18 protein-coding genes and 1 tRNA gene are annotated in these 21,707 nt (G+C 27.6%); 15 read left to right on the forward strand and 4 right to left on the reverse strand.

Annotated features, from left to right (window positions below; genetic code table 11):
• Positions 1-59 precede the first annotated feature (59 nt).
• Entirely contained in the window at positions 60-3,281 is a 3,222-nt protein-coding gene (locus tag AAT22_RS09690) for a carbohydrate binding domain-containing protein (RefSeq protein WP_052953932.1), read from the forward strand.
• A gap of 158 nt (positions 3,282-3,439) precedes the next feature.
• On the opposite strand, the gene AAT22_RS09695 is transcribed toward AAT22_RS09690, so the two are convergent.
• Positions 3,440-4,075 (reverse strand): hypothetical protein, encoded by a 636-nt coding sequence (locus tag AAT22_RS09695; RefSeq protein WP_016208290.1) that lies wholly within the window; start codon positions 4,073-4,075, stop codon positions 3,440-3,442.
• Positions 4,076-4,144: 69 nt separating this feature from the next.
• Positions 4,145-4,220, reverse strand: a tRNA-Met gene (locus AAT22_RS09700).
• Between the two features lie 282 nt (positions 4,221-4,502).
• Between AAT22_RS09700 and AAT22_RS09705 the strand changes: the two genes are divergently transcribed.
• On the forward strand, positions 4,503-5,261 hold the full coding sequence (locus tag AAT22_RS09705; protein ID WP_047001049.1) for a GNAT family N-acetyltransferase: 759 nt from the start codon (positions 4,503-4,505) through the stop codon (positions 5,259-5,261).
• A gap of 80 nt (positions 5,262-5,341) precedes the next feature.
• Entirely contained in the window at positions 5,342-5,956 is a 615-nt protein-coding gene (locus tag AAT22_RS09710) for a TraR/DksA C4-type zinc finger protein (RefSeq protein ID WP_047001050.1), read from the forward strand.
• A gap of 111 nt (positions 5,957-6,067) precedes the next feature.
• Here AAT22_RS09710 and AAT22_RS09715 read toward each other — a convergent pair whose 3' ends face one another.
• Positions 6,068-6,670, reverse strand: coding sequence for a maltose acetyltransferase domain-containing protein (locus AAT22_RS09715; protein ID WP_047001051.1), 603 nt, complete (start codon positions 6,668-6,670; stop codon positions 6,068-6,070).
• Between the two features lie 261 nt (positions 6,671-6,931).
• Between AAT22_RS09715 and AAT22_RS09720 the strand changes: the two genes are divergently transcribed.
• The 3 genes from AAT22_RS09720 to AAT22_RS19280 are packed head-to-tail and all read left to right on the forward strand — an operon-like array spanning position 6,932 to position 8,379.
• Positions 6,932-7,921, forward strand: a complete 990-nt coding sequence (locus tag AAT22_RS09720; protein ID WP_047001052.1) for a hypothetical protein — start codon at positions 6,932-6,934, stop codon at positions 7,919-7,921.
• 16 nt (positions 7,922-7,937) lie between these two features.
• A complete protein-coding gene (locus tag AAT22_RS09725; protein WP_047001053.1) occupies positions 7,938-8,195 on the forward strand; it encodes a helix-turn-helix domain-containing protein in 258 nt (85 codons plus the stop codon).
• A gap of 43 nt (positions 8,196-8,238) precedes the next feature.
• On the forward strand, positions 8,239-8,379 hold the full coding sequence (locus tag AAT22_RS19280; protein WP_016208284.1) for a hypothetical protein: 141 nt from the start codon (positions 8,239-8,241) through the stop codon (positions 8,377-8,379).
• A gap of 93 nt (positions 8,380-8,472) precedes the next feature.
• On the opposite strand, the gene AAT22_RS09730 is transcribed toward AAT22_RS19280, so the two are convergent.
• Positions 8,473-9,108, reverse strand: coding sequence for a YesL family protein (locus AAT22_RS09730; RefSeq protein WP_016208283.1), 636 nt, complete (start codon positions 9,106-9,108; stop codon positions 8,473-8,475).
• A 196-nt stretch (positions 9,109-9,304) separates the two neighbouring features.
• On the opposite strand from AAT22_RS09730, the gene rhaM reads away from it, so the two are divergent.
• The 9 genes from rhaM to AAT22_RS09775 all read left to right on the forward strand — a co-directional run bounded on the left by rhaM (position 9,305) and on the right by AAT22_RS09775 (position 21,636).
• A complete protein-coding gene (rhaM, locus tag AAT22_RS09735) occupies positions 9,305-9,622 on the forward strand; it encodes an L-rhamnose mutarotase (protein ID WP_016208282.1) in 318 nt (105 codons plus the stop codon).
• A 179-nt stretch (positions 9,623-9,801) separates the two neighbouring features.
• Positions 9,802-11,532 carry a heparinase II/III family protein gene (locus AAT22_RS09740; protein WP_047001054.1) on the forward strand — a complete coding sequence of 577 codons (1,731 nt, stop codon included), beginning with the start codon at positions 9,802-9,804 and terminating at the stop codon, positions 11,530-11,532.
• An 86-nt stretch (positions 11,533-11,618) separates the two neighbouring features.
• Entirely contained in the window at positions 11,619-12,749 is a 1,131-nt protein-coding gene (locus tag AAT22_RS09745; RefSeq protein WP_016208280.1) for a glycoside hydrolase family 88 protein, read from the forward strand.
• A 48-nt stretch (positions 12,750-12,797) separates the two neighbouring features.
• On the forward strand, positions 12,798-13,445 hold the full coding sequence (locus AAT22_RS09750; protein ID WP_016208279.1) for a bifunctional 2-keto-4-hydroxyglutarate aldolase/2-keto-3-deoxy-6-phosphogluconate aldolase: 648 nt from the start codon (positions 12,798-12,800) through the stop codon (positions 13,443-13,445).
• 1 nt (position 13,446) lies between these two features.
• On the forward strand, positions 13,447-14,451 hold the full coding sequence (locus tag AAT22_RS09755; protein ID WP_047001055.1) for a sugar kinase: 1,005 nt from the start codon (positions 13,447-13,449) through the stop codon (positions 14,449-14,451).
• A gap of 25 nt (positions 14,452-14,476) precedes the next feature.
• The gene (locus tag AAT22_RS09760; RefSeq protein WP_047001056.1) at positions 14,477-16,498 is read left to right on the forward strand and encodes an alginate lyase family protein; all 2,022 of its coding nucleotides are present in this window, start codon (positions 14,477-14,479) and stop codon (positions 16,496-16,498) included.
• A 160-nt stretch (positions 16,499-16,658) separates the two neighbouring features.
• Positions 16,659-18,458, forward strand: coding sequence for a sensor histidine kinase (locus tag AAT22_RS09765; protein ID WP_052953933.1), 1,800 nt, complete (start codon positions 16,659-16,661; stop codon positions 18,456-18,458).
• 28 nt (positions 18,459-18,486) lie between these two features.
• Entirely contained in the window at positions 18,487-20,088 is a 1,602-nt protein-coding gene (locus AAT22_RS09770) for a response regulator (RefSeq protein ID WP_047001057.1), read from the forward strand.
• Between the two features lie 249 nt (positions 20,089-20,337).
• Positions 20,338-21,636, forward strand: a complete 1,299-nt coding sequence (locus AAT22_RS09775) for a sugar ABC transporter substrate-binding protein (RefSeq protein WP_047001058.1) — start codon at positions 20,338-20,340, stop codon at positions 21,634-21,636.
• Positions 21,637-21,707 lie beyond the last annotated feature (71 nt).

The following is a 21,707-nucleotide window of genomic DNA, read 5'->3' on the forward strand; positions in this document are numbered from 1 at the left end:
ACAATATTTTAAAACAGAGCCAAAAATAAAAGAGAATTGAGGATGGGAGTAGTAAAATAATGGAGAAATCAAAAAAGAAAATTAGAAGATACTTAGTTGGAGCCTTAGCTCTAAGTATATTATTAAGTAATTTCAAAATTGTTTTTGCAGAAACTATTTCAGAAGAAAATAATCAAAGTGAAAAGTGGAAATTAAAATGGTCAGATGAATTTAATGAAGATAGCTTAAATATGGACAATTGGACCTATGAGATAGGCAATTGGATATTAGATGAAAATGGGAATAAAGTATCACAAGGGTGGGGAAATAATGAAGCTCAATATTATACTCAAGGAGAAAATCTTTCTATAAAGGATGGAAATTTAGTAATTACTGCAAAAAAGGTGGATAAAGAAAAAGAGAAGTACGATAATTGTAATTACACATCAACAAGAATTAAAACAGAAGATAAAGTAACTGCTAAATATGGAAGGATAGAAGCTAGAATTAAAATGCCAAAAGGAAATGGAATATGGCCGGCCTTTTGGATGATGCCTAATGATGATAAGTATGGTGTATGGGCAGCTTCTGGAGAAATAGATATAATGGAGGCAAAAGGAAGAATTCCTAATGAGGTTAATGGAACAATACATTATGGAGGAATATGGCCAAATAATAGATATAGTGGATCTCATTATAGATTTGAAGAAGGTACAGATATAACAGATTTTCATGATTATGCAATTGAATGGGAGCCAGGAGAAATTAGATGGTATGTTGATAATGAATTATATCAAGTACAAGATAATTGGAATACTTACGGCAAAAATGAAGATCTTAAATATTCTTTTCCAGCGCCATTTGATCAAGACTTTTATATTATTTTAAATTTAGCAATTGGTGGGAATTATGATGGAGGCATACTTCCAGAAAATGATTTTAGTTCAGCTGAAATGCTAGTTGATTATGTAAGAGTATATGATAAAGCTGATGGATATGAATACAAAGACCCTAAAGAACCAAACATAGAAAAAGGTGAATTGCCGGAAGGCTCAAAGGAAGCTATAGATGGTAATTATATATACGATACAAATTATGAGAATGGATTTAATAAAATAATAAATGGAGATGAAGCTTTTTCCAATACATGGAACTTATTAACTCTAAAGCAATTTGGTGGAGAAGCATCTATATCTACAGATAAATTAGATAATACTACCTTTGCTAAAGTAGATATTAGTAAACCAGGATCAGAAGTTCATTCGATTCAGTTAATTCAATATATAACTTTAGCAAAAGGAAGGACTTACAAACTATCGTATGATGCTAAAGCTTCTTCTAACAGAAATATTTCTGTTAAAGCATCGGGAGGAGAAGAAAGAGGGTGGACAACATATTCTAATGTTTATTCAGATTCATTAACAAATGATGTAAGTCATTTTGAACATGTATTTACAATGGCACAAAACTCAGATGTAAAAGCAAGACTAGAGTTTAATGTTGGAACTTCTAATCCATCTGTATGGATAGGAAATGTAAAAGTTGAAGAGTTTGAAGAAAGCATAGATTATAATGCACCTAAAAAGCCATTAAGTGACGGTAATCATATTTATAACGGGACTTTTGATAGGGGATTAGTTGATAGAAAAACTTATTGGAACTTATCAGGTGATGCAAACTATTTTGTTCCTGAGAGTAGTAGAGATTTATGTATAGATGTAAAAAATAATACTAATAATTATGAAGATGTAGTTTTAAATCAAAAAGGAATAATGCTAGTTGGAGAAGCAAACCATACTTTAACTTTTAATGCAAAAGCAGATAAAGATAGAGATATAAAATTAGTAATGAAAGATAGTAATGGTGATAATGTATTAGAAAAAACAATATCATTAGAAAAGGAATTGAAAGAGTATAATTTAGAATTTAAATTTAATACTAGCGGTATAGATAATAATGGAACAATAGAATTTTTATTAGGAGGAATTGAATCTCAAATAAGCATTGATAATATAGAACTTAAATGTGATGGATTACATGAACCACCTAAGGATATAGAAAAATTCTTAATAAAAAATGGTGATTTCAAAAATGGACTTGAAGGATGGAAAGCTTGGAATTGGGAAAAAAATGATGATTTTATAAATGATATTAAAGTAAAAGATGGAAAAGCAGTTATAGAAGTGCCTAAGGTAGGCGAAACAGGAGATGCTTCTCAAACTTGGGGAGTACAGTTTAAACAAACAGATTTATTATTAAATAAAGATGTAGAATATGAACTTTCTTTTAATATAAGCTCAAGTATAGATAGAGAGTTAGAAGTTGTATTACAAAATTCAGGATACTATAGGGTTTTCGAAAATAAAATATCAGTATCTCCTGAAGTGAAGGAACACAAATATACATTTAAAGCAACAGGAACCGAAGCTGTTGAATTAAACTTTTTATTAGGTAAATTTGGAGATTATAATACTCATGAAGTATCTATAGATAATGTAGTATTAAAAGTTGAAGGAGCCTTGGAAGAAAATCCTGAAGATAATGTAGTTAAATTCCCATTAAGTAATGGAAAGTTTGATAATGGGCTTGAAGGTTGGAAAGCATGGAATTGGATTAAGAATGATAATTTTATTTCTGATGTAAAAGTAGAAAATGGCGAAGCCATAATACCAATACCAGAACTTAAAAACAATGGAATAGAAACATGGGCAGTACAATTTAGACAAACCAATTTACCATTGACTAAAGATATAGAATATGAAATATCTTTTGATATAAGATCCAACATAGATAGGGAATTAGAAGTAGTAGTACAGAACTCAGGATATTATAGAGTATTTGAGGATAAAATATCGGTATCACCTGAAGTGAAAAAATACGAGAATACCTTTAAAGCTACAGGAAGTGAAATTGTAGAGTTAAATTTCCTATTAGGTAAATTTGCTGAATATTCTTCACATGAAGTATATATAGATAATGTAGTACTAAAGGTAAAAGGGGCTGAAGAAAATCCAGGAGAGAATCCAGGGGAAAATCCAGGAGAAAACCCAGGGGAAAATCCAGGAGAAAACCCAGGGGAAAACCCAGGAGAGAACCCAGGGGAAAACCCAGGAGAGAATCCAGGAGAGAATCCAGGGGAAAACCCAGGAGAGAATCCAGGAGAGAATCCAAAGAACTCAGGACAAAATTTGGAAAAATCAGGAACTCTACCTGACACAGGAAATGAAACAGTTAATACATCAATAGGAATATCAAGTATAATTTTAGCTTTGGGATTAATTTTAATAAAGAAAAAAAGATAAAAATTATCAAAATGGAGTAGAAATGACTTCTATAGATTAAAGAAAATATTTTGTGAATGTATAAAGCAAGTGAAGACCCTAAAGTTAGTTTTTTATATCTATATAAATAATAAGATGAGAAAAGTTCAGTAACGAATACTGAACTTTTCTTTATAATACTATTCTATTACTTTGTTTTCTAAGTTGTTACGTCTACAATCTAGAGGATTTAGGTTTATGTGATGTACGACTTCAGATTCATTAGGATTCATTATAAACTTATCTAAATGAATTCTTCCTTGGGGAGTATTTGCAACAACCATTACAACTCCATTTTTCTTATATTCAACCCAACTTAAATCTTCGGTAATAACATTATTTAAATCTTCATAAGAAATTAATGCTCTAGAATGTGGGATGCCATATTTATTAGTTAAGATGATAGCTATTGTATTATCATCAAATTTTTCATATTGATTTTGCTGAGATCTTGATACTATTTCTAAATTCACTTTTCTGTTATCTAGCATATTTCCATTAATATGTTTAACAGGAGCTTTAGGATTAGTATTTAAAACAGCTGTTTGAAGACTTTGCTTAACAGGTTTTGTACCTTTTGATTTACGGATATTTTGAATTGTATAGGCATTAAAGTCTTTATGCCATTCAGCAAACCAAGTTCCCATAGATTTAATTCTTTCAACATCATCAGTATCTATTTGGAAAACTAATTCACTTCCATCTTTTTTTAAAACAGTGGCATAAGCAATATGCCCTTTAACATCAAATTTATTTTCAAAAGCTTTATAATTCATTAAATATGCACCTTCCTTCATAATAATAATTTTTAAATAACAAAAAACCCTACAGTAAGAGTAAGGTTTTGGTTGCGGGAGCAGGACTTGAACCTACGACCTTTGGGTTATGAGCCCAACGAGCTGCCAACTGCTCCATCCCGCGATATTAAATACATATAAGTTTTGCTAACTTGTATCCTTAGTATATGCTTAATAAGGCTCAATGTCAAAGCTGTATAACATCATATTATGGCATAGGATCACAAGAGGTATCTTAGAATGTCATATGATATCAAATACTACCAAATGAGAGGAAGTATTTTAAAACATAATATTTTTAATGATACTTAATAAGTGTATAATAATATCATATAGATAGTATATAACTGTTAGTATTGTATATCATTTAAGAATTTATAGCTTAAAAGTAAGGGGTAGAAAATATATGGAAGATAATAATGTTTTATTTAAAGTAAAAGAACAACTTGCAAAGGATTATAATTGCAAGACTGAAGAGTTTAATAATAATAAAAATATAATTACAGAACTTAAGATAATGGAAGGTAGAAGAAAATATAGTAATGATAAGGAAATATTAAAGATACTTATAATTAATGGAAAGGCAGTTATATCTGCAGACGATTGTATTAAAGATTGGTGTATTGAAAACTTATCTAAAATTCCTGGAGAATGGATGTTTTTATATTCAGTTCTAAGAAGAATAGATAAAAAGTTAAATGAATTTGGTTATGAAATAGAAAATACACATCACTATTATTTGCCGAATAATACCAATGATATAGATGTTAATGATTTCAAATTGAAATGGTATGAAAAAGATGATATATTGCAATTTAAAGGTGATGATAGATTTGATGAAGCCTTTGCTTTTAATAATAATTATCCGGATATATTAGCAGTTGCAGCTATAGATGATAATGGAAATATTTTAGGTATGGCAGGTGCTAGTAAGGATTCAGATATTATGTGGCAAATTGGAGTAAATGTTTTACCAGTAGCTAAGGGTAAAAAGATTGGAAGTATAATAGTACAAGCTTTAAAAAATGAAATATTAAGAAGAGGAAAGATACCTTTTTATGGTACTATCGAATCTCATATAATTTCACAGAAAGTTGCATTAAAGGCAGGTTTTTATCCAACTTTTGCAGAAATAAAAGTAAGAAAATTAAAAAATGAAAAATAATAACTCTATAAAATAATGTACTAAAAAATCATCTTTTAGGAAGAATATAATTAAGCATTACTTTTGAAAGGATGATTTATATGAATAAAGAAGAATTAACATATTATAAAAACAAACTTAACCAAGAAAAAAAGAGAATAACAGATCTTATTAATCAATTGGATAGTAATGGGATGACTAAGTTTAATGCAGAAGTTGCAAGTGAATTATCATTTTATGATAATCATCCATCTGATATAGCAAGTGAAACCTTTGAAGTTGAGAAAGGCAGAGCGCTTGAAGCAAATGAGATGTCATTATTAGATAAGATAGATGATGCGTTAAAAGCTATAGATGAGGGAAGTTATGGTAAATGTAAAACCTGTGGGAAAGATATAGATAAAGGTAGATTAGAGTTTTTACCATATGCATTAAATTGCATTGATTGTGAAGATGTTATTAGTACAATAAAAACTTATAATTCTAATAAAAGAGTAGTAGAAGAAAGTGTAATTGGACACCCATTTGGTCATAAATCAAAATATGGTGATAAAGATGAAATAGGATTTGATGAAGAAGATAGTTATCAATCAGTTGGAAGGTTTAATGAAATAAGAAATTCTTCAGAATATGAATATGATTATGATGATGATACTTATGTTGAAGAAGTTGAAAAAATAAGTAATGAGCAATATAAAAATCAACTACCTAATTAAATTTTATTAGAAATATAGAAATTTTATATATTAAAAAAATAGCAGCTAATTTTGACAATATAAAAAATAGCAGCTATTTTTTTAATTTTAAATAAAACAATAGAATATATTTTAAATATCATCTACTTTTAAGTCTTTATAATAATACTTCCTATCTCTATCAGTAATAGGTCTTAATACTTTACAGGGATTTCCTACAGCTACTACATTTTTAGGGATATCTTTTGTAACAACACTACCAGCACCTATTACAGAATTTTCTCCAATAGTTACTCCAGGTAAAATAACAACATTACTTCCTATCCAAACATTGTCTTCTATTTTAACTGGAAAAGAAAATTGTTCACCATTTTTTCTTAAGTCAGGATGAACAGGATGCCCAGTTGCGGAGATTGTAACATTTGGTGCAAACATAACATTATTACCTATAAATATATTAATATCGTCAACTAATACAAGGTTAAAGTTAGCATAAAAGTTATCTCCAATAAATGTACGATTACCATAAGCAACTCGTAAAGGTGGTTCAATCCATATATTTTTACCAACATGTCCAAATAACCTTTTCAAGATTTCATTTCTTTTATCTTCTTCACTTGGGCGGGTAAGATTATAATCATAAACTAGCTCCTTTCCATAAAGGCGTTCTTGTGGGAGCCCTTCTTCTAAATCTGTATAAATTTGTCCATTTTGCATTCGTTCTCTTATTCCCATTTTTAAACCTCTCTAAATTATAATAATTTTAACTATATATTGATATTAAAATTTTAACATATAATAATTTTTCATAGAATGTAATATTATATTTAATAATATAATAACTAGAAATTTTTATGAAAAAATTCTGGAACCTGTTTACAAATTAATATAATAAGCATATGATATAAGTAGTAAGTAGTAAGTAGTAAGTAATAAGTAAGTTGCATATGATTTACTTATTATAAGGAAAATAATTATAAAAAAGAGGGGAAATTTATGAGAAATTTGAAATTATCTCAAAGTTATTCAATGATTGCGTTAAATGCACAAGATAGTATTCATATGACAACAATTAAAAAAGTATCACTTCATTGCATTGCAGCAGCAGTTGTTCTAGAATCTTATTTAAATGGTGATTTTACAGAAATTAATGAGAAACTATTATTAGAAAAATCATATATAGAAAATCCTAATATTACTTTATATCAGGAAGCAGTTTTCAAACCTCTTTTTAATAAGAAAGATGTTATATGTGAGGATTTAAAATGGTGGTTATCTAAAGCGTCGAACTTAGGTAATAAATCTCTAAAGAAACTTGAAGTTACTATGGCAGATTTCTTAAAGGGATATAACCATATGGAAGAGATACCAAGTTTATTAGGTTGTGATATATATTACAAAACAGCAGGACTTTCATTAAGGGAATATAGAAGTGATATAGATGAATATTCTAAAATAATTGAATTTCTTAGAGCAGAGGTTCTAGAAGATGGAACTTTAAGTGAGGAAAATATGCTTATGTTGTGGCTTCTTAGAGAAAGTGGATATATGCAAGATGTTTTTTCTAAAGGAGACTTAGAAATAGTAGATAAAAGAATGCATAAATTGATTATAAATAATAAGATGATAAAAAAGCTTTATGATGTTCATATTTACCATGGAGTTGAAATGGCTGTAAAGGGATTTTTAAATTTGAAAAAAAATGCAATGAAAACCCCTACAGGAATAGGAATAAATTTTGTATTTCCTATTATAGAGAGATCCCAATCTATTTTCATTGATACAGAAGAATGGCTTCCTAAAGCAAGCCAAAGATTAGAAGATGTAAAAAAAAGACTTCAGGAAAATGGACATAATTATATAATTATACGTGAAGGAGCTGTGCCTTTAATTAAAATAGATAATATTATTTATGAGGCTATACCTGAAGCTATTCAAGGTAGAATACCTATTCATGGGGTACGACTTAGAAGATATCCTATTTAAAGGAGTTGTATAATTAATGTCTAGACAACGATCTATGGAAAAAATACTAGAATCTGAATATGTATCAATTGGAGAACTTGTAAAGATTACTAATTCAAGATATAGTACACTTAAATACTATACTGAAGAAGGTATGATACCTTTTGAGCAAGAAGAAGAGAATTTAACAAGAAGATTTAAACGTGAAGATACAGTTAAAATAATTGAAGAAATTAAGGAATTAAAGAATAAGGGATATAGTATTCCTGAAATTAAAGAGTTAATAATTAAATAAATACAAAAATATTACAGGTTAATAAGTTAGAGGAGTAAATATATTGAAGAATAATATAGAGAAAACTTGTCCAATTTGCGGGGCGATTATGAAAGAGTATAATTTTGCATATGATAACAACCAATATGGAAAGAAATATTATAAGTGTGAAGAATGTGGTCATAAAGAAAACACAATGAATTAATTTCAATTCTTTTACATTAAAAATAATATATAAATTTAAATATAAAAAATAGGTATGTGTATTTGGCACATACCTATTTTTGTGCATTAATCATTAAATGCTATTAAAATTAGAATTATTTGAGGGATATTTATTAAAAATCATATTAAATATATATGATGATAAGTAACAGTATAGTGAGATTCCAACAAAAATTGTGAAGAATATAGAAAAAGGATAAATAAGATTCATAACAATAAATAAAATACCAAGTAAAGATATGATAAGACTATATGGTAAGTGTTTCATTGATAGTAAAAATGATAGTTTTAATGATTTAATAATAGAAATATCAGCTTTACTTATTGTTGGAAAAACATAAGGAATAACTAGAAGAAAAATAATAATAAAAAATGCAATTACTATCATAGCAAAATATCCTAAAGCAGATTGGAATCTTGGCCAAAATATTGAATTGATAGCAAGAACTAATGATGAAATTAAAATTATTAACCAAAGTATAGTTGATTTTTTAAAATTATCTTTAAAAGCTTTAAAATAATCTTTTATAATACTTCCTTCAGATTCATTTGCTAAGTTAAGCGAAACAGAATAAAGGGCTTTTGTTGAAGCTCCTATAGTAAATAATGGAAGACTAGAAAAGATCCATAAAAAATTTAGTATTATTAGTTCTGAAACTCTTCCCATAAATCTAAACAGCATATTATCTACGCTAAAAAATTTTCCCATAGCTATCCTCCTAAAATAATAATATTAAAATTTTATAATAACTTTGTATTCTATAAAATCATAATACAATATGATTTTATAGAATACAAAGGGCTAAAGGAAGTTTTATAAATATGTATATTAAATAATAAAAAAGTACATTAAAGTATAAAATTATTATATTTATAATAAGGGTAATACTTAGGAGGGGTTGTGTATGAGTTATAGAAGATGTTTTAAAATGAAGCTTAATGAAGGTTGTGCAGAAGAGTATAAAATTAGACATAACAATCTTTGGGATGAAATGAAGGATATGATACATAAATATGGAGGAGAAAACTATTCTATATTTTTAGATGAAGAAACTAATTTTCTATATGGATATATAGAACTTAAAGATTTAGAGCTTTGGAGTAAAAGTGCTAGTACAGATATTTGTAAAAAATGGTGGACTTATATGGCAGATATAATGGAAACAAATGAAGATAATAGTCCTATATCAATAGATTTAAAAGAAATGTTTTATTTAAAATAGTTAAATGCTATTTATTTTTAATTTTGAAGAGTGAACAGTGATAAAAGATGTAAAGTTGAAAAGGTTTAACAAAAAGTGAATGAAATAAAAATATTATACATTTTTATTATTTGAGTACTTTTATAAAATTAGAGTATAAGAAAAAATATAATTTTTTATATTTAAAAAAGGAGAAATATATGGTGTATGAATATTTTCATAAAAAAATTCCAACAAATAAAATTACAAAACCATTAATAGAAGAAATAAAAATTTATGTAGATGAAATATTAAAAGAAGAAATACCACAAATATCATATAAGTCATATATGTCTTTTTATAAGAATGGTATTAGAAGAGAATTTGAAGATATCTACTTTAGCAGACGTAAGCAGCTATCGGCTTTAGGATTATATTTGCAATTTAAAGATTCAGAAGAAGAAGAGGATTTAGAAAAGGTCGTTAATTATTTTAATGAATTATTGTGGTCTATATCTAATGAATTTAGTTGGTGCTTAGCAGCACATTTAAAATATGATGAAGTTGGATTTGCGGAAGAGCCAGATAAGATAATAGATTTATTTTCTGCAGAGACTGCACAAGCATTAAGTGAACTGTTAATAATCCATGAAGATAAAATAGATAAATCTCTTAAAGCTCATATAAAAAAGAGAATAAATGAAAGAGTTATAGAACCATTTTTAAATAATACTTGGACTTGGGAAAAGCAAACTCATAACTGGAATGCAGTATGTTCTGGATGCATAGGAATAGTTGGATTATTAATAGCCGATGAGAGTAAGCAAAAGGAAATTATATATAAAGTAGAAAAAGCTTTAAAATACTATCTTTTAGGATTTGGAGATGATGGTGCATCACTAGAAGGTGTAGGATATTGGACTTATGGATTTGGATATTACAATTATTATAAAGCATTAAAAGGAGAAATCTTTGATGAAAATTATAATAAGGTAAAAACAATAGCTAACTTTCCTAATATAATTCAAATTAGTGAAAATAAATTCGTTCCATTTTCTGATGTTCCTGTTAATATGTCAGTTGCAACAGGATTATTATCATATTTATATAAAAACTATAATATTAAAGTTCCGTTTGTTACTAAAATAAGTTCACTTGACTTTGATCAATGCTTTAGATGGGCACATTTAAGTAGAAATTTATGGTGGACAACAGAAGAAGTATTTAATAAAAAACCTTCTGATTCAGTAGAATTTTTAGAAGATGCTCAATGGATGGTACTTAGGAAAGATAAAATAACCTTTGCTATAAAAGGCGGTAATAATGATGAACCACATAATCATAATGATTTAGGAAGTTTTATAGTGGCTGTTAATGGCAATATGGTTTTAACAGATTTAGGGGCTGGATTATATACTGCAGGATATTTTGGAGAAGAAAGATATTCATATGATCAAACAAGGTCCTATTGGCATTCAGTTCCTCTTATAAACAACTTAGAGCAGATTGTTGGAACTGAGAAATGTGAAATATTAAATAAAAAAATAAGCAGTAGTAATGTTGAACTTGAGTTAGATCTGACTTATGCATATCCTAAAGAATTAATAAATTCGTGCATTAGAGAAGTTATGTATAAGAAGGATATTTTAAGTATTAAAGATAAGTTTAAATCCAGTAACAACATATTAATAAATGAAGGCTTTATTAGCTCAATACCTTCTAAATTAATTAATGAAGGCAAAATAATGTGGGAAATAAATAATGATAAATTAATATTAGAATATAATCCTGATACATTTAAGTATTCTTTAGAAGAGAAAAAAGTAATAAATCATTATAATCAAATAAATGTTATTTATAGAAGTAATCTAATTTCTAAAGAAGATGTACAATCTATGGAAGAAAAATTTAATATTTATATAAGTTATGATAAGGATTCAACAGTTAATTAAAAAGTATAAGTGATTAATAGTATTTAAATACATTTATTATTTTAGTAATTCATAAAAAATAACATAGTTAAAGAGAGGTAAATAACATGAATAATAATTGGAAAAAAGAAGCATTAAATTTTATTATAGAAAAAACAGAAGTTAATAATAGAAAAATAGGAGTTAATTTTCCACATGCATCACATGATGGGAAATATAAATTAGAAAATGAACAGTGGTGGACTGCTGGCTTTTGGCCAGGATTATTGTGGAAGGTGTATTCACAAACAAATGATGATTCATTAAAAATAACAGCAGAACAATGTGAAGAAAAGATGGATCGTTTACTTACTAATACAGAATGTATAGATCATGATATGGGATTCATGTGGACACTAACTAGTTTAGCTAATTACAAATTAACTGGAAATAAGGAGTCGAGGAGACGTGCATTACTTGCAGCAAATTTGTTATCAGCAAGATTTAACACAGAAGGAAATTATATTAGAGCCTGGAATGCATGGATTGGAAGAAAAGATAATAGTGGCGTTGCAATAATAGATTGTTTGATGAATCTACCGCTATTATATTGGGCATCAGAAGAAACTGGTGATCCGAGGTTTAAACATATTGCAAAAAGACACGTTAACATGGTTTTAGAACATTTTATAAGAGAAGATGGATCAGTTCAACATATGGTAGTGTTTGATTCTGAAACAGGAGAAGTTGTAGAAAAACTTGGAGGACAAGGCTTTGCACCAAATAGTGCTTGGGCAAGAGGATGTGCTTGGGCTGTATATGGATTAACACTTTCTTATAAATATACAAAGGATATAAAAATATTAAATGCAGCAAAGAAAACAGCACATTATTTTATATCAAACTTACAAGATAATAAATGTCCAGTTTGGGATTTTAGAGTTCCAGAAGATGGAGAAAAGAAATATAGATATCCAGATTCTTCAGCAGGAGCAATAGCAGCGTGTGGATTATTATTACTATCTAAGTATGCTGGAGAATTTGAGGATTATATATATAAGAATGCAGGTGAAGAAATACTAAAAGCTTTATATATAGAATGTTCAAGTAAGGATAATGAAAAGGAAGAAGGATTAATTATGAATGGAACAGGACACTTCCCAGAACAAACTAATTTAGATGTTCCATTAATATATGGAGATTACTATTTTGTTGAAGGTATATCTATATTGAATGGCGATGAACTACTATTTTGGTAAACTAATAAAAAATAAATATAAATTTTATATTAATTGGGAGGAAAACTTATGCAAAGAAACAGTATTTTAACTAGGCTTAATGATTTGGGTGTTGTAGCAGTAGTACGAGGAAGTAGTAAGGAAGTAGGAGTAAATATATCACAGGCTTGCATAAGAGGTGAAGTAAAAGCAATTGAAGTCACTTATACAAATAAATTTGCCAATGAAATAATATCAGATTTAAGTAATAAGTATTCAGAAGATACATCTGTATTAATTGGTGCAGGAACTGTTTTAGATTCAGAAACAGCAAGACAAGCTATTATAGCAGGAGCAAAATTTATTGTATCTCCATCTTTTAGTGAAGAGACAGCAAAACTTTGTAATAGATATCAAATACCATATATACCAGGGGTCATGACTATAGCTGAGATAGTTAAAGCTTATGAAAGTGGGGTAGATGTAGTAAAGGTATTTCCAGGTAGTGTTCTTGGAACAAAGTTTATATGCGCATTAAAAGGACCATTACCTTATGCTAATGTTATGGTAACAGGTGGAGTTGGCTTAAATAACATATCTGAGTGGCTTAAGGCAGGTGCTAACATGATAGGAATTGGTGGAGAATTAAATACTCTTGGTGAAGCTGGTAACTATGATGAAATAACTAAAATTTGCAGCCAATATACTGACAAATTAAAGGATTTAAGAGGAAATTAATATGAAGGTAGCAGGATTTGGAGAAATTATGCTTCGCTTATCTACTAATAGAGGAAATAGAATTAGCCAAGCCAATAATTTTAATGCCAATTATGGTGGCGGCGAAGCAAATGTTTTAATATCTTTATCTAATTTTGGAATTGACACTAGTTTTATAACAAGACTTTCTAGTAATTATATTGGAGACTCAATTATTTCATACTTGAATAGTAAATCAATAGATACAAAAAATATAACTAGAGTTAATAAAAGGACGGGAATATATTTTTTGGAAATAGGAAGTGGTAATAGGGTATCTAAAGTCATTTATGATAGAGAAAATTCAGCTTTTAGCACTCTTAAGTATGGAGATATTAATATTGATGAAGCTTTAGAAGGGATAGATATATTTCATTTTTCAGGCATAACTTTAGCATTATCACCTGACATAAGAAAAATTGTAAAGGATATTTTAGTAAAATGTAAAGAAAAAAACATATTAGTTAGTTACGATTCAAATTATAGAGCAAAATTATGGTCATTAGAAGAAGCTAGAAAAGCTACTTTAGATATTCTACCATATGTAAATATTTTGTCATTTGGAGTTTTAGATGCAGAAAATATTTTAAATATGAAATGTGATATAGAAAATAAACATGATAAGCTTAAATATTATTATACTGAACTTGAAGAAATTTATCCAAATATAATTCACATGTTTTCATCTTTTAGAGATATAGAATCTTCTTCAATTAACTATCTTCAATGTAATTATTTTAATAATGGTACATTATACAAATCTAATATTTTGAAAATAGATGATATTGTAGATAGAGTTGGAGGCGGAGATGCTTTAACTGCAGGAGCTTTATATGGAATTATAAAAAGTAAAGATGGAAATTATATAAGTAATTTTGCAAACTCAGCATCTGTTTTAAAGCATAGTATTTTTGGAGATGCAAATTGTGTGGATGTTGATGAAATAGAAAGCATTATGAGAAATGAAGGAACAAAAATTCAAAGATGATAATTAATTAAAGGAGATATTAATTATGAGTAAGAGCATTTTTTTTAGTCAAAATAAAAAATTTTTTATGGATGATATAGAAGGTATATGTGAATATGTAAGCAAAAATTACATGAATGAATTTAAGGATATTCTTGCTGTAGCTGATGATGTTGTCAATAAAAAGTTTTTATTTAATTTAAGATGGGATATGGAAAGAACAGTTGTACCAGAAGTATTTAATGATGAAATTAACTGGCTTCATATGCCGGAGGATGATCCTGAATGGATATATCAATTTAATAGACATAGATTTTGGATTTGTCTTGGTCAAGCATATGTGATGACAAAAGATGAAAAATATGCAAAAGCATTTGTTGAGCAAATGACTCATTGGATTAAAAATGTAAAACTTGAAGATGAAAGAAATGCTCTTGCATGGAGAACTATAGAAGCAGGATTAAGATTAGAGTATTGGTTAAAAGCAATTATGTACTTTAAAGATAGTTCTCATTTAACTGAAGAAGTTTTTGAAATCTTTGAAGCATCAGTAAAAGAACATGCAGAATTTTTAATGGGAATATATGATACCTTTAGATTAGTTAGTAACTGGGGAGTACTTCAAAATCATGGATTATTTATAGCTGGAGTTATGCTTTCAGAATCAGAAAGAACTGCTGAATATAGAAAAGAAGCCTTAAAAAGACTGGCAGAGGAAATAGAAATCCAAGTTTATGCTGATGGTGTTCATTGGGAACAATCACCAATGTATCATAATGAAGTAGCACACTGCTATTTAGATGTAAAAATATTATGTGATAGAAATAATATTGAATTACCAGAAGTGATAGAAAGAAAATTATATAGTATGGCATATGGAACATTTTATCATAAAAAGCCAGATCATCATGAAATTATGATGGGAGACAGCGATGATATAGATGTTAGAGATATAATTACTAAGGCAGCATATTCATATAAAGATGGAGTTTTGAAATTTGGTGGGTATGATGAGTTTGATTTTGATTGTATATGGGATTTAGGAATTGAAGCTGCAAAAGAATATATAAAAATTGATAAGTGTCTACCAAAAGAAACTGCTATTGAACTTAAGGAAAGTGGAAATTACTATCTTCATTCGGATTGGAGTAAGGATGAAAACTTCTTCCATTTTTATTGTGGTACTTTAGGTGCTGGTCATGGACACTCAGATAAACTTCATATAGATTTATTTGCAAATGGTGAAGATATATTAGTTGATTCAGGTAGATATACTTACGTAGATAAGCCAGATAGATATGAATTTAAAGATCCAAGCGCTCATAATACAACAACGGTTGATGAAGAAGATTTCATAGTTTGTGTTGATCCTTGGGGTTGTAGCAAATTAGCAAGATCCATAAATCAAAAAATGGTAAAAAGTGATGAGTATGATTATGTTGAAGGTGGTCATTTAGGATATTATGATATTAAAGGTGGAGGAGTATTTGTAAATCGTAGAATTATATATATAAAACCTGATATATATGTAATTGTTGATGAATTCTATGCAGGTTCAAAGCATAAGTATAATCAATATTTCCATTTCAATAATACAGGCAAGCTTTCTAAGGAATCTAATAATGAGGTTAATCATGTTAGTGAAAAAAATTATACAGATTTATGCTTTTTAGCAAATAATATTGATTTGAATATAAAAGAAACAAGGTATTCAAAACATTATAACGAATATGAGATAAAAGAAACCTTGGTAACAGAAGTTTCAGCAGATGGATTTGCATCCATTATAACTGTTATATCAACTAACTCAAAAGAAAATTATGAAAAAGTAAAAGTACAGAAATTAAAGGTTAAATCTAATTTTAAAGGAATAATTTTTGAAGATAAGCTTATAGAGGCTATAAATATTGAAAAGGGCCACAAGAAATATACAGTGGTAGTTGCTCATCAGGATTATGCTTCACCTACAGATAGCTTTAATGCGGATGGGTGCATAGGGTTTGGACAAGTAGTAGTATTTAATAGACATAAGAATGAAGAAAGAATAGGAAAAGTTCTAGTATATTAGAAATGTATTCAATAAAAGTAACATTGCATTAGCCAAATTTAATGCAATGTTATTTTCTATTTCAGTAAATGTTTTCAAGAGGTGAAAAAAATGATAAAATATAAATAATAATATGTAAAGTAATGGTTTCTAATAATATATAAGAGGTAGATGAAGAATTATGAAAAATACTAATATATCATACAAAACAATAATGTTTAGGGTAACCTCGATAATGATAGGATTAACAGCAATAATAACTATATTAATTTTATATGGATGTTTATATACATTTAGTTACATATTAAATGAGAAAATAACTAGTACAACAACTTCAAATTTAAAAATAGTAAGTAAGAACATAGAAAATAGAGTTGATGAGATAATTCAACTAGCTAAATGGTGTAGCATCAATAATCAAGTGTCATCCTATGTAGGTAGTACATCAAGTAATATTAATAGCAGTGTAAGTTTAAATACATACTACAGAGTAAAAGAAGAATTAAACAATTCAAGATCAAGCAGATATGTGGATAGATTAATAATTAGTAATCCAGAGGGAATATTACTGCAAATAATTACTGATACATCAGCGGGAAGTCTAACGGATGGGAGAATTAGTAAGGAAGTTCCATATTTTGATGAATTATTTAATGAAAGAGGATTCAAATGGATAGGCTTAAAAGAAGATGCATTTAAAAAGGATTTAAGTGCAGATAAAATTATACCTATTATTAGACCAATTTATAGTTATTATGATAATAGTTCAGTTGGATGGGTATATATTTCAATTAATACAGAAATTATTACAGATTTTTTAGATAGTTATAATTTAAATAAAGGTGATGAGATTTTTATATCCATAGGGGGGAAAATTTATAAGTATATAGAAAATAAATTGCTTTTAGTAGATTTAGATAAATATGAAAAAACTGATGTTGTTGAAAATAATAAAATTATTACTTATAAATCAAAGGATAGTTCAAATAAAGACGTAAATTATATTTGGTATAAGTCAGATTTAGATGGATGGGCAGTAGGACAAGCTCTTAAAAAAAGTAATTTTTCTATAGAAAAATCATTATTTATTCCACTTTCAATATTAATAATAGTGTTATTATTTTCTCTTGCGGGTATATTAACTTATATATTAAATGAAATGATTAGTAAACCTGTTAGAAAAATTAATAATAAGGTAGCAAGAATATCAATGGGGGATTTCTCAATAGATTATTCTATTGAGAGGCAAGATGAAATAGGAACAATAGGAAGAGGTATTAATATTTTGTCTGAAAAGATAACAGATTTAATATCTTCTAAAGTAGAATATGAAAAACAAAAAAAAGATTTAGAGTTTAAGATGCTTCAGAGTCAGATAAATCCACATTTTCTATATAACACTCTTAATTCTATTAAGTGGATGGCAACTATTCAAAATGTTACAGGAATACCAGAAATGACATCAGCTTTAGCTAAATTATTAAAAAATATTTCAAAGGGTACAGATCAAATAATATCTATAGAAGAAGAAATAAACTTATTAAATGAATATATAACAATTCAAAAATATAGATATGGAGGGGCACTTAAGGTTATATATAATGTTGAAGATGAAAAAATTTATTTAAGCAAAATAATAAAATTTACTTTGCAGCCAATGGTAGAAAATGCAATATTTCATGGAATTGAGCCTAAGGGAAATGAAGGAGTAATTAATATATCATTTAATCTATTTGAAGAAGATAAAGTGAAAATTGAAATAAAAGATAATGGGATAGGAATATCAGATGACAAGATAAAAAAGATACTTAGTGGAGATAATAGCCTGGATAAAAAATCTTTTAATAATATAGGAATAAAAAATGTTAATGACAGAATAAAATTAACCTTTGGAAATGAATACGGGATTAAGATAGCAAGTGTTTTAAATGAATATACAAGTATAATAATAGTAATTCCATACGATAAAGTTAAAAAGTAAAGACATAACTTTAGGAGGAGTGAGAGGTATGTATAAATTATTAATAGTGGATGATGAACCTCTAGTTCAAGTAGGTGTAAAATCTATGATTAGTTGGGACAAGTTCGATATAGATGTAATTGGAATGGCATCTAATGGAGAACAAGCAATAAAAATAATGGATAATAGCTTTCCGGATATTATAATTACAGATGTAAAAATGCCAATAATGGGTGGAATAGAACTTATACAATATTGTAGAGAAAATTATTCAAAGCAACCTGTTTTTATAATTTTGACAAGCTACGAAGATTTTAAAATTGCAAAAACAGCTATAAAGTATAATGTAAATGATTATTTAGTGAAGCTTGAATTAACACCACAAGTTTTGGAAGGCTCTATAGAAAATTCCATTAAGGAATTAAAAAAGAGAGAAAAAGAAAATATTAATTTAGAGAGTAGTAATGATAAGCAAGACATAAGTAGTTTAAAAGAAAGATTTTTTATAAAGTTACTGTATAACTTATTTGAAGAAAATAAGTTGATATATGAAGAAACTACACAGTTAAATCTTGATTTAGAAAAAAAGAAGTTTATAACTTGTTTTTGTGATATAAGCTCTAATTCAAAGGAAGAATTAGATAGGGATAAATTATTAAATATTTATATGTGTACCTTTAATATGATAAAACAAATTTCTATTAAATACTTAAAATCATTTAATGTATTTCTTGATGCAAATCATTTTGCAATTATATGTTATTTTGAAGACGAAGAAGATCTTAATATAAGAAATACAGTTAAAAGAGCTATGTATAATATTTCAGAATCAGTTAAGAATTATTTTAATGTAAGTATAAAAATTGGAATAGGTAATGTTTATGATAAGTTGGAGCTGATTTCGAATTCATTTCAAGAAGCTAGATATGCTTACAATTTGCAAAGTACAAATGAAGATATAAGAGTTTATTCAAAGTTAGAAGATAATTATGAAGATAGATTTAATATAAATTTATTTAGGGATGATTTAAGAAGATCTTTTGAAGAATATGATTCCGAAAGATTAGATAAAATATTTTGCAATATAATAGATTGGTTAAACTCATCGCATAATGAATATTTAAAAGCAATAGATTGTGCATGTAATATATTATATATATCGTTAAATTTATTACCCGATGGGACAGACTGTATAAATGATATGTTTTCAAGTGAAATAGAAGGATATAGAAGTATATATAAAAAGAAGAATGTTATAGAAATAGTTCAATGGATATCCTTATTAAGGGATAGGTTATGTGAATATATTGATTTTAGAAAGAGAAATTATAAACATCATATAGTTACTCAAGTTAAAAAATATATTAATGATAATTTAGAAGAAAAAATTTATTTAAATGAAACTGCCAGTATACATAATATAAGCCCTAGTTACCTAAGCTTAATATTCAAAAAGGATTGTAATATGGGATTTTCTGAATATGTGAATCAAATGAAAATAAACAAAGCAAAAGAACTATTAATTAAAGAAAATCATAAGGTTTATGAAGTTTCTGATAAATTAGGGTTTGAAAGTGCATTTTATTTTAGTAAAGTATTTAAAAAAATAACAGGATACTCACCAAAGGAATATATAAAAATTATGACATAGAGAATTAAAATATCGTCTATATAAAGATATGGACGATATTTTTATATAAAAAATATAAACTTAGAAGTGAAAAGTGAATGAAATAAAAAAATAATACATGAAAAACTTAATAAAATATTTAGAAAAAACAACAATGAAAAGGTTAACAAAAAAGTGAATGAAATAAAAAGATTATCCATTTATAAGCAAACACTAAATTAATATAATAAAATTGTAAATTGAATCAATGAAAAGTGAGGGGAATGAATTATGAAAACTAAAAAAATTATTTCTGTCCTTCTAACATTAGCAGTAGCTAGTAGTGTTTTTATAGGTTGTGGAAGTAAAAAAGACACTAAGACAGAAGGAAATACATCTGGTGAAAAAGTTACATTAAAAATGTCAGTCTGGGATAAAGATAAAGTAGCTTATTTGCAACCTGTAATAGATGCATATAAGGCCAAAAATGAAAATGTTAATATTGAATTAGTTGATATTTCTTCAGCAGAATATCAAGACAAGTTATCAGTTATGTTATCAGGTGGTTCTGATGACATAGATATTATAACAGTTAAAGATACACCAGGTTATACATCAATGGTAAATAAAGGACAATTAGAGCCACTTACTAGTTATATTGAAAAGGATAAAGTCAATTTAAATCTTTATTCAGGAACAACTGAACAAATGACAATAGATAACGAATTATATTCACTTCCATTTAGAAGTGACTTCTGGGTTCTATACTATAACAAAGATCTTTTTGATAAGGCAGGAGTAGAGTATCCAACTAATGATATGACATGGAAACAATACGAAGCTCTTGCAAGAAAAATGACTTCAGGCTCTGGAGCGGAAGCAGTTTATGGCAGCCACTATCATACTTGGAGATCTACAGTACAATTACCAGCAGTATTAGATGGTAAGAATTCAATTATACAAGAAGATTATTCATTCTTGAAACCTTTCTATGAGATGGTATTAGGAATGCAAAAAGATAAAGTTGTTATGGATTACGGCTCATTAAAGACTGGAAGCATACATTATTCAGGAGTATTTGAAAATGAGCAAATTGCAATGTTACCAATGGGATCATGGTATATTGGAACTGTAATAGCTAGTCATGATAAAGGTACAGCTGATATGAACTGGGGAATAGTTAAATATCCTCATGCAGATGGAGTAGAACCAGGTACAACAGTTGGTACAATAACATCATTAGGTATTAACTCTAAATCTTCAAAGAAAGATGCAGCTTGGGATTTTATAAAATTCTTTAGTGGTGAAGAAGGAGCTAAGGTTGTAGCTGATAGCGGAACTTTACCAGCAATTAAAACTGATACTATAGTAGATACTATTGCAGGAACAAAGGGTTTCCCTACAGATGCAAATAGTAAAGAAGCACTAAATACAGTTAAAACATATTTAGAAATGCCAGTAGATAGTAAATCAGCTTTAATAGAAATAATATTAAATGAAGAACATGACCTTATAATGACAGGTAGTGTAGATATAGATGCAGGATTAAAAGAAATGGCAAATCGTGTTAAGGAAGAATTAAATAAGTAGAAATTATTAATAAAGAAATAAGGGGGCTTTAAAAAGCTCCCTCCTAAATAAAAAATAAAATATCTTAAGGG

The sequence above is a fragment of the Clostridium sp. C8 genome, from assembly GCF_001010885.1.
GTDB lineage: Bacteria > Bacillota > Clostridia > Clostridiales > Clostridiaceae > Clostridium > Clostridium sartagoforme.

Bases quoted from the DNA above. Each gene is read 5' to 3' on its own strand.
- AAT22_RS09710 (WP_047001050.1), top strand. From the start codon at position 5,342: ATGAATAAAGAAGAATTAACATATTATAAAAACAAACTTAACCAAGAA.
- AAT22_RS09775 (WP_047001058.1), top strand. From the start codon at position 20,338: ATGAAAACTAAAAAAATTATTTCTGTCCTTCTAACATTAGCAGTAGCT.
- AAT22_RS09740 (WP_047001054.1), top strand. From the start codon at position 9,802: ATGGTGTATGAATATTTTCATAAAAAAATTCCAACAAATAAAATTACA.
- AAT22_RS09720 (WP_047001052.1), top strand. From the start codon at position 6,932: ATGAGAAATTTGAAATTATCTCAAAGTTATTCAATGATTGCGTTAAAT.
- AAT22_RS09725 (WP_047001053.1), top strand. From the start codon at position 7,938: ATGTCTAGACAACGATCTATGGAAAAAATACTAGAATCTGAATATGTA.
- AAT22_RS09765 (WP_052953933.1), top strand. From the start codon at position 16,659: ATGAAAAATACTAATATATCATACAAAACAATAATGTTTAGGGTAACC.
- AAT22_RS09690 (WP_052953932.1), top strand. From the start codon at position 60: ATGGAGAAATCAAAAAAGAAAATTAGAAGATACTTAGTTGGAGCCTTA.
- AAT22_RS09755 (WP_047001055.1), top strand. From the start codon at position 13,447: ATGAAGGTAGCAGGATTTGGAGAAATTATGCTTCGCTTATCTACTAAT.
- AAT22_RS09730 (WP_016208283.1), bottom strand. From the start codon at position 9,108: ATGGGAAAATTTTTTAGCGTAGATAATATGCTGTTTAGATTTATGGGA.
- AAT22_RS09745 (WP_016208280.1), top strand. From the start codon at position 11,619: ATGAATAATAATTGGAAAAAAGAAGCATTAAATTTTATTATAGAAAAA.
- rhaM (WP_016208282.1), top strand. From the start codon at position 9,305: ATGAGTTATAGAAGATGTTTTAAAATGAAGCTTAATGAAGGTTGTGCA.
- AAT22_RS09705 (WP_047001049.1), top strand. From the start codon at position 4,503: ATGGAAGATAATAATGTTTTATTTAAAGTAAAAGAACAACTTGCAAAG.
- AAT22_RS09750 (WP_016208279.1), top strand. From the start codon at position 12,798: ATGCAAAGAAACAGTATTTTAACTAGGCTTAATGATTTGGGTGTTGTA.
- AAT22_RS09715 (WP_047001051.1), bottom strand. From the start codon at position 6,670: ATGGGAATAAGAGAACGAATGCAAAATGGACAAATTTATACAGATTTA.
- AAT22_RS09760 (WP_047001056.1), top strand. From the start codon at position 14,477: ATGAGTAAGAGCATTTTTTTTAGTCAAAATAAAAAATTTTTTATGGAT.
- AAT22_RS09695 (WP_016208290.1), bottom strand. From the start codon at position 4,075: ATGAATTATAAAGCTTTTGAAAATAAATTTGATGTTAAAGGGCATATT.
- AAT22_RS09770 (WP_047001057.1), top strand. From the start codon at position 18,487: ATGTATAAATTATTAATAGTGGATGATGAACCTCTAGTTCAAGTAGGT.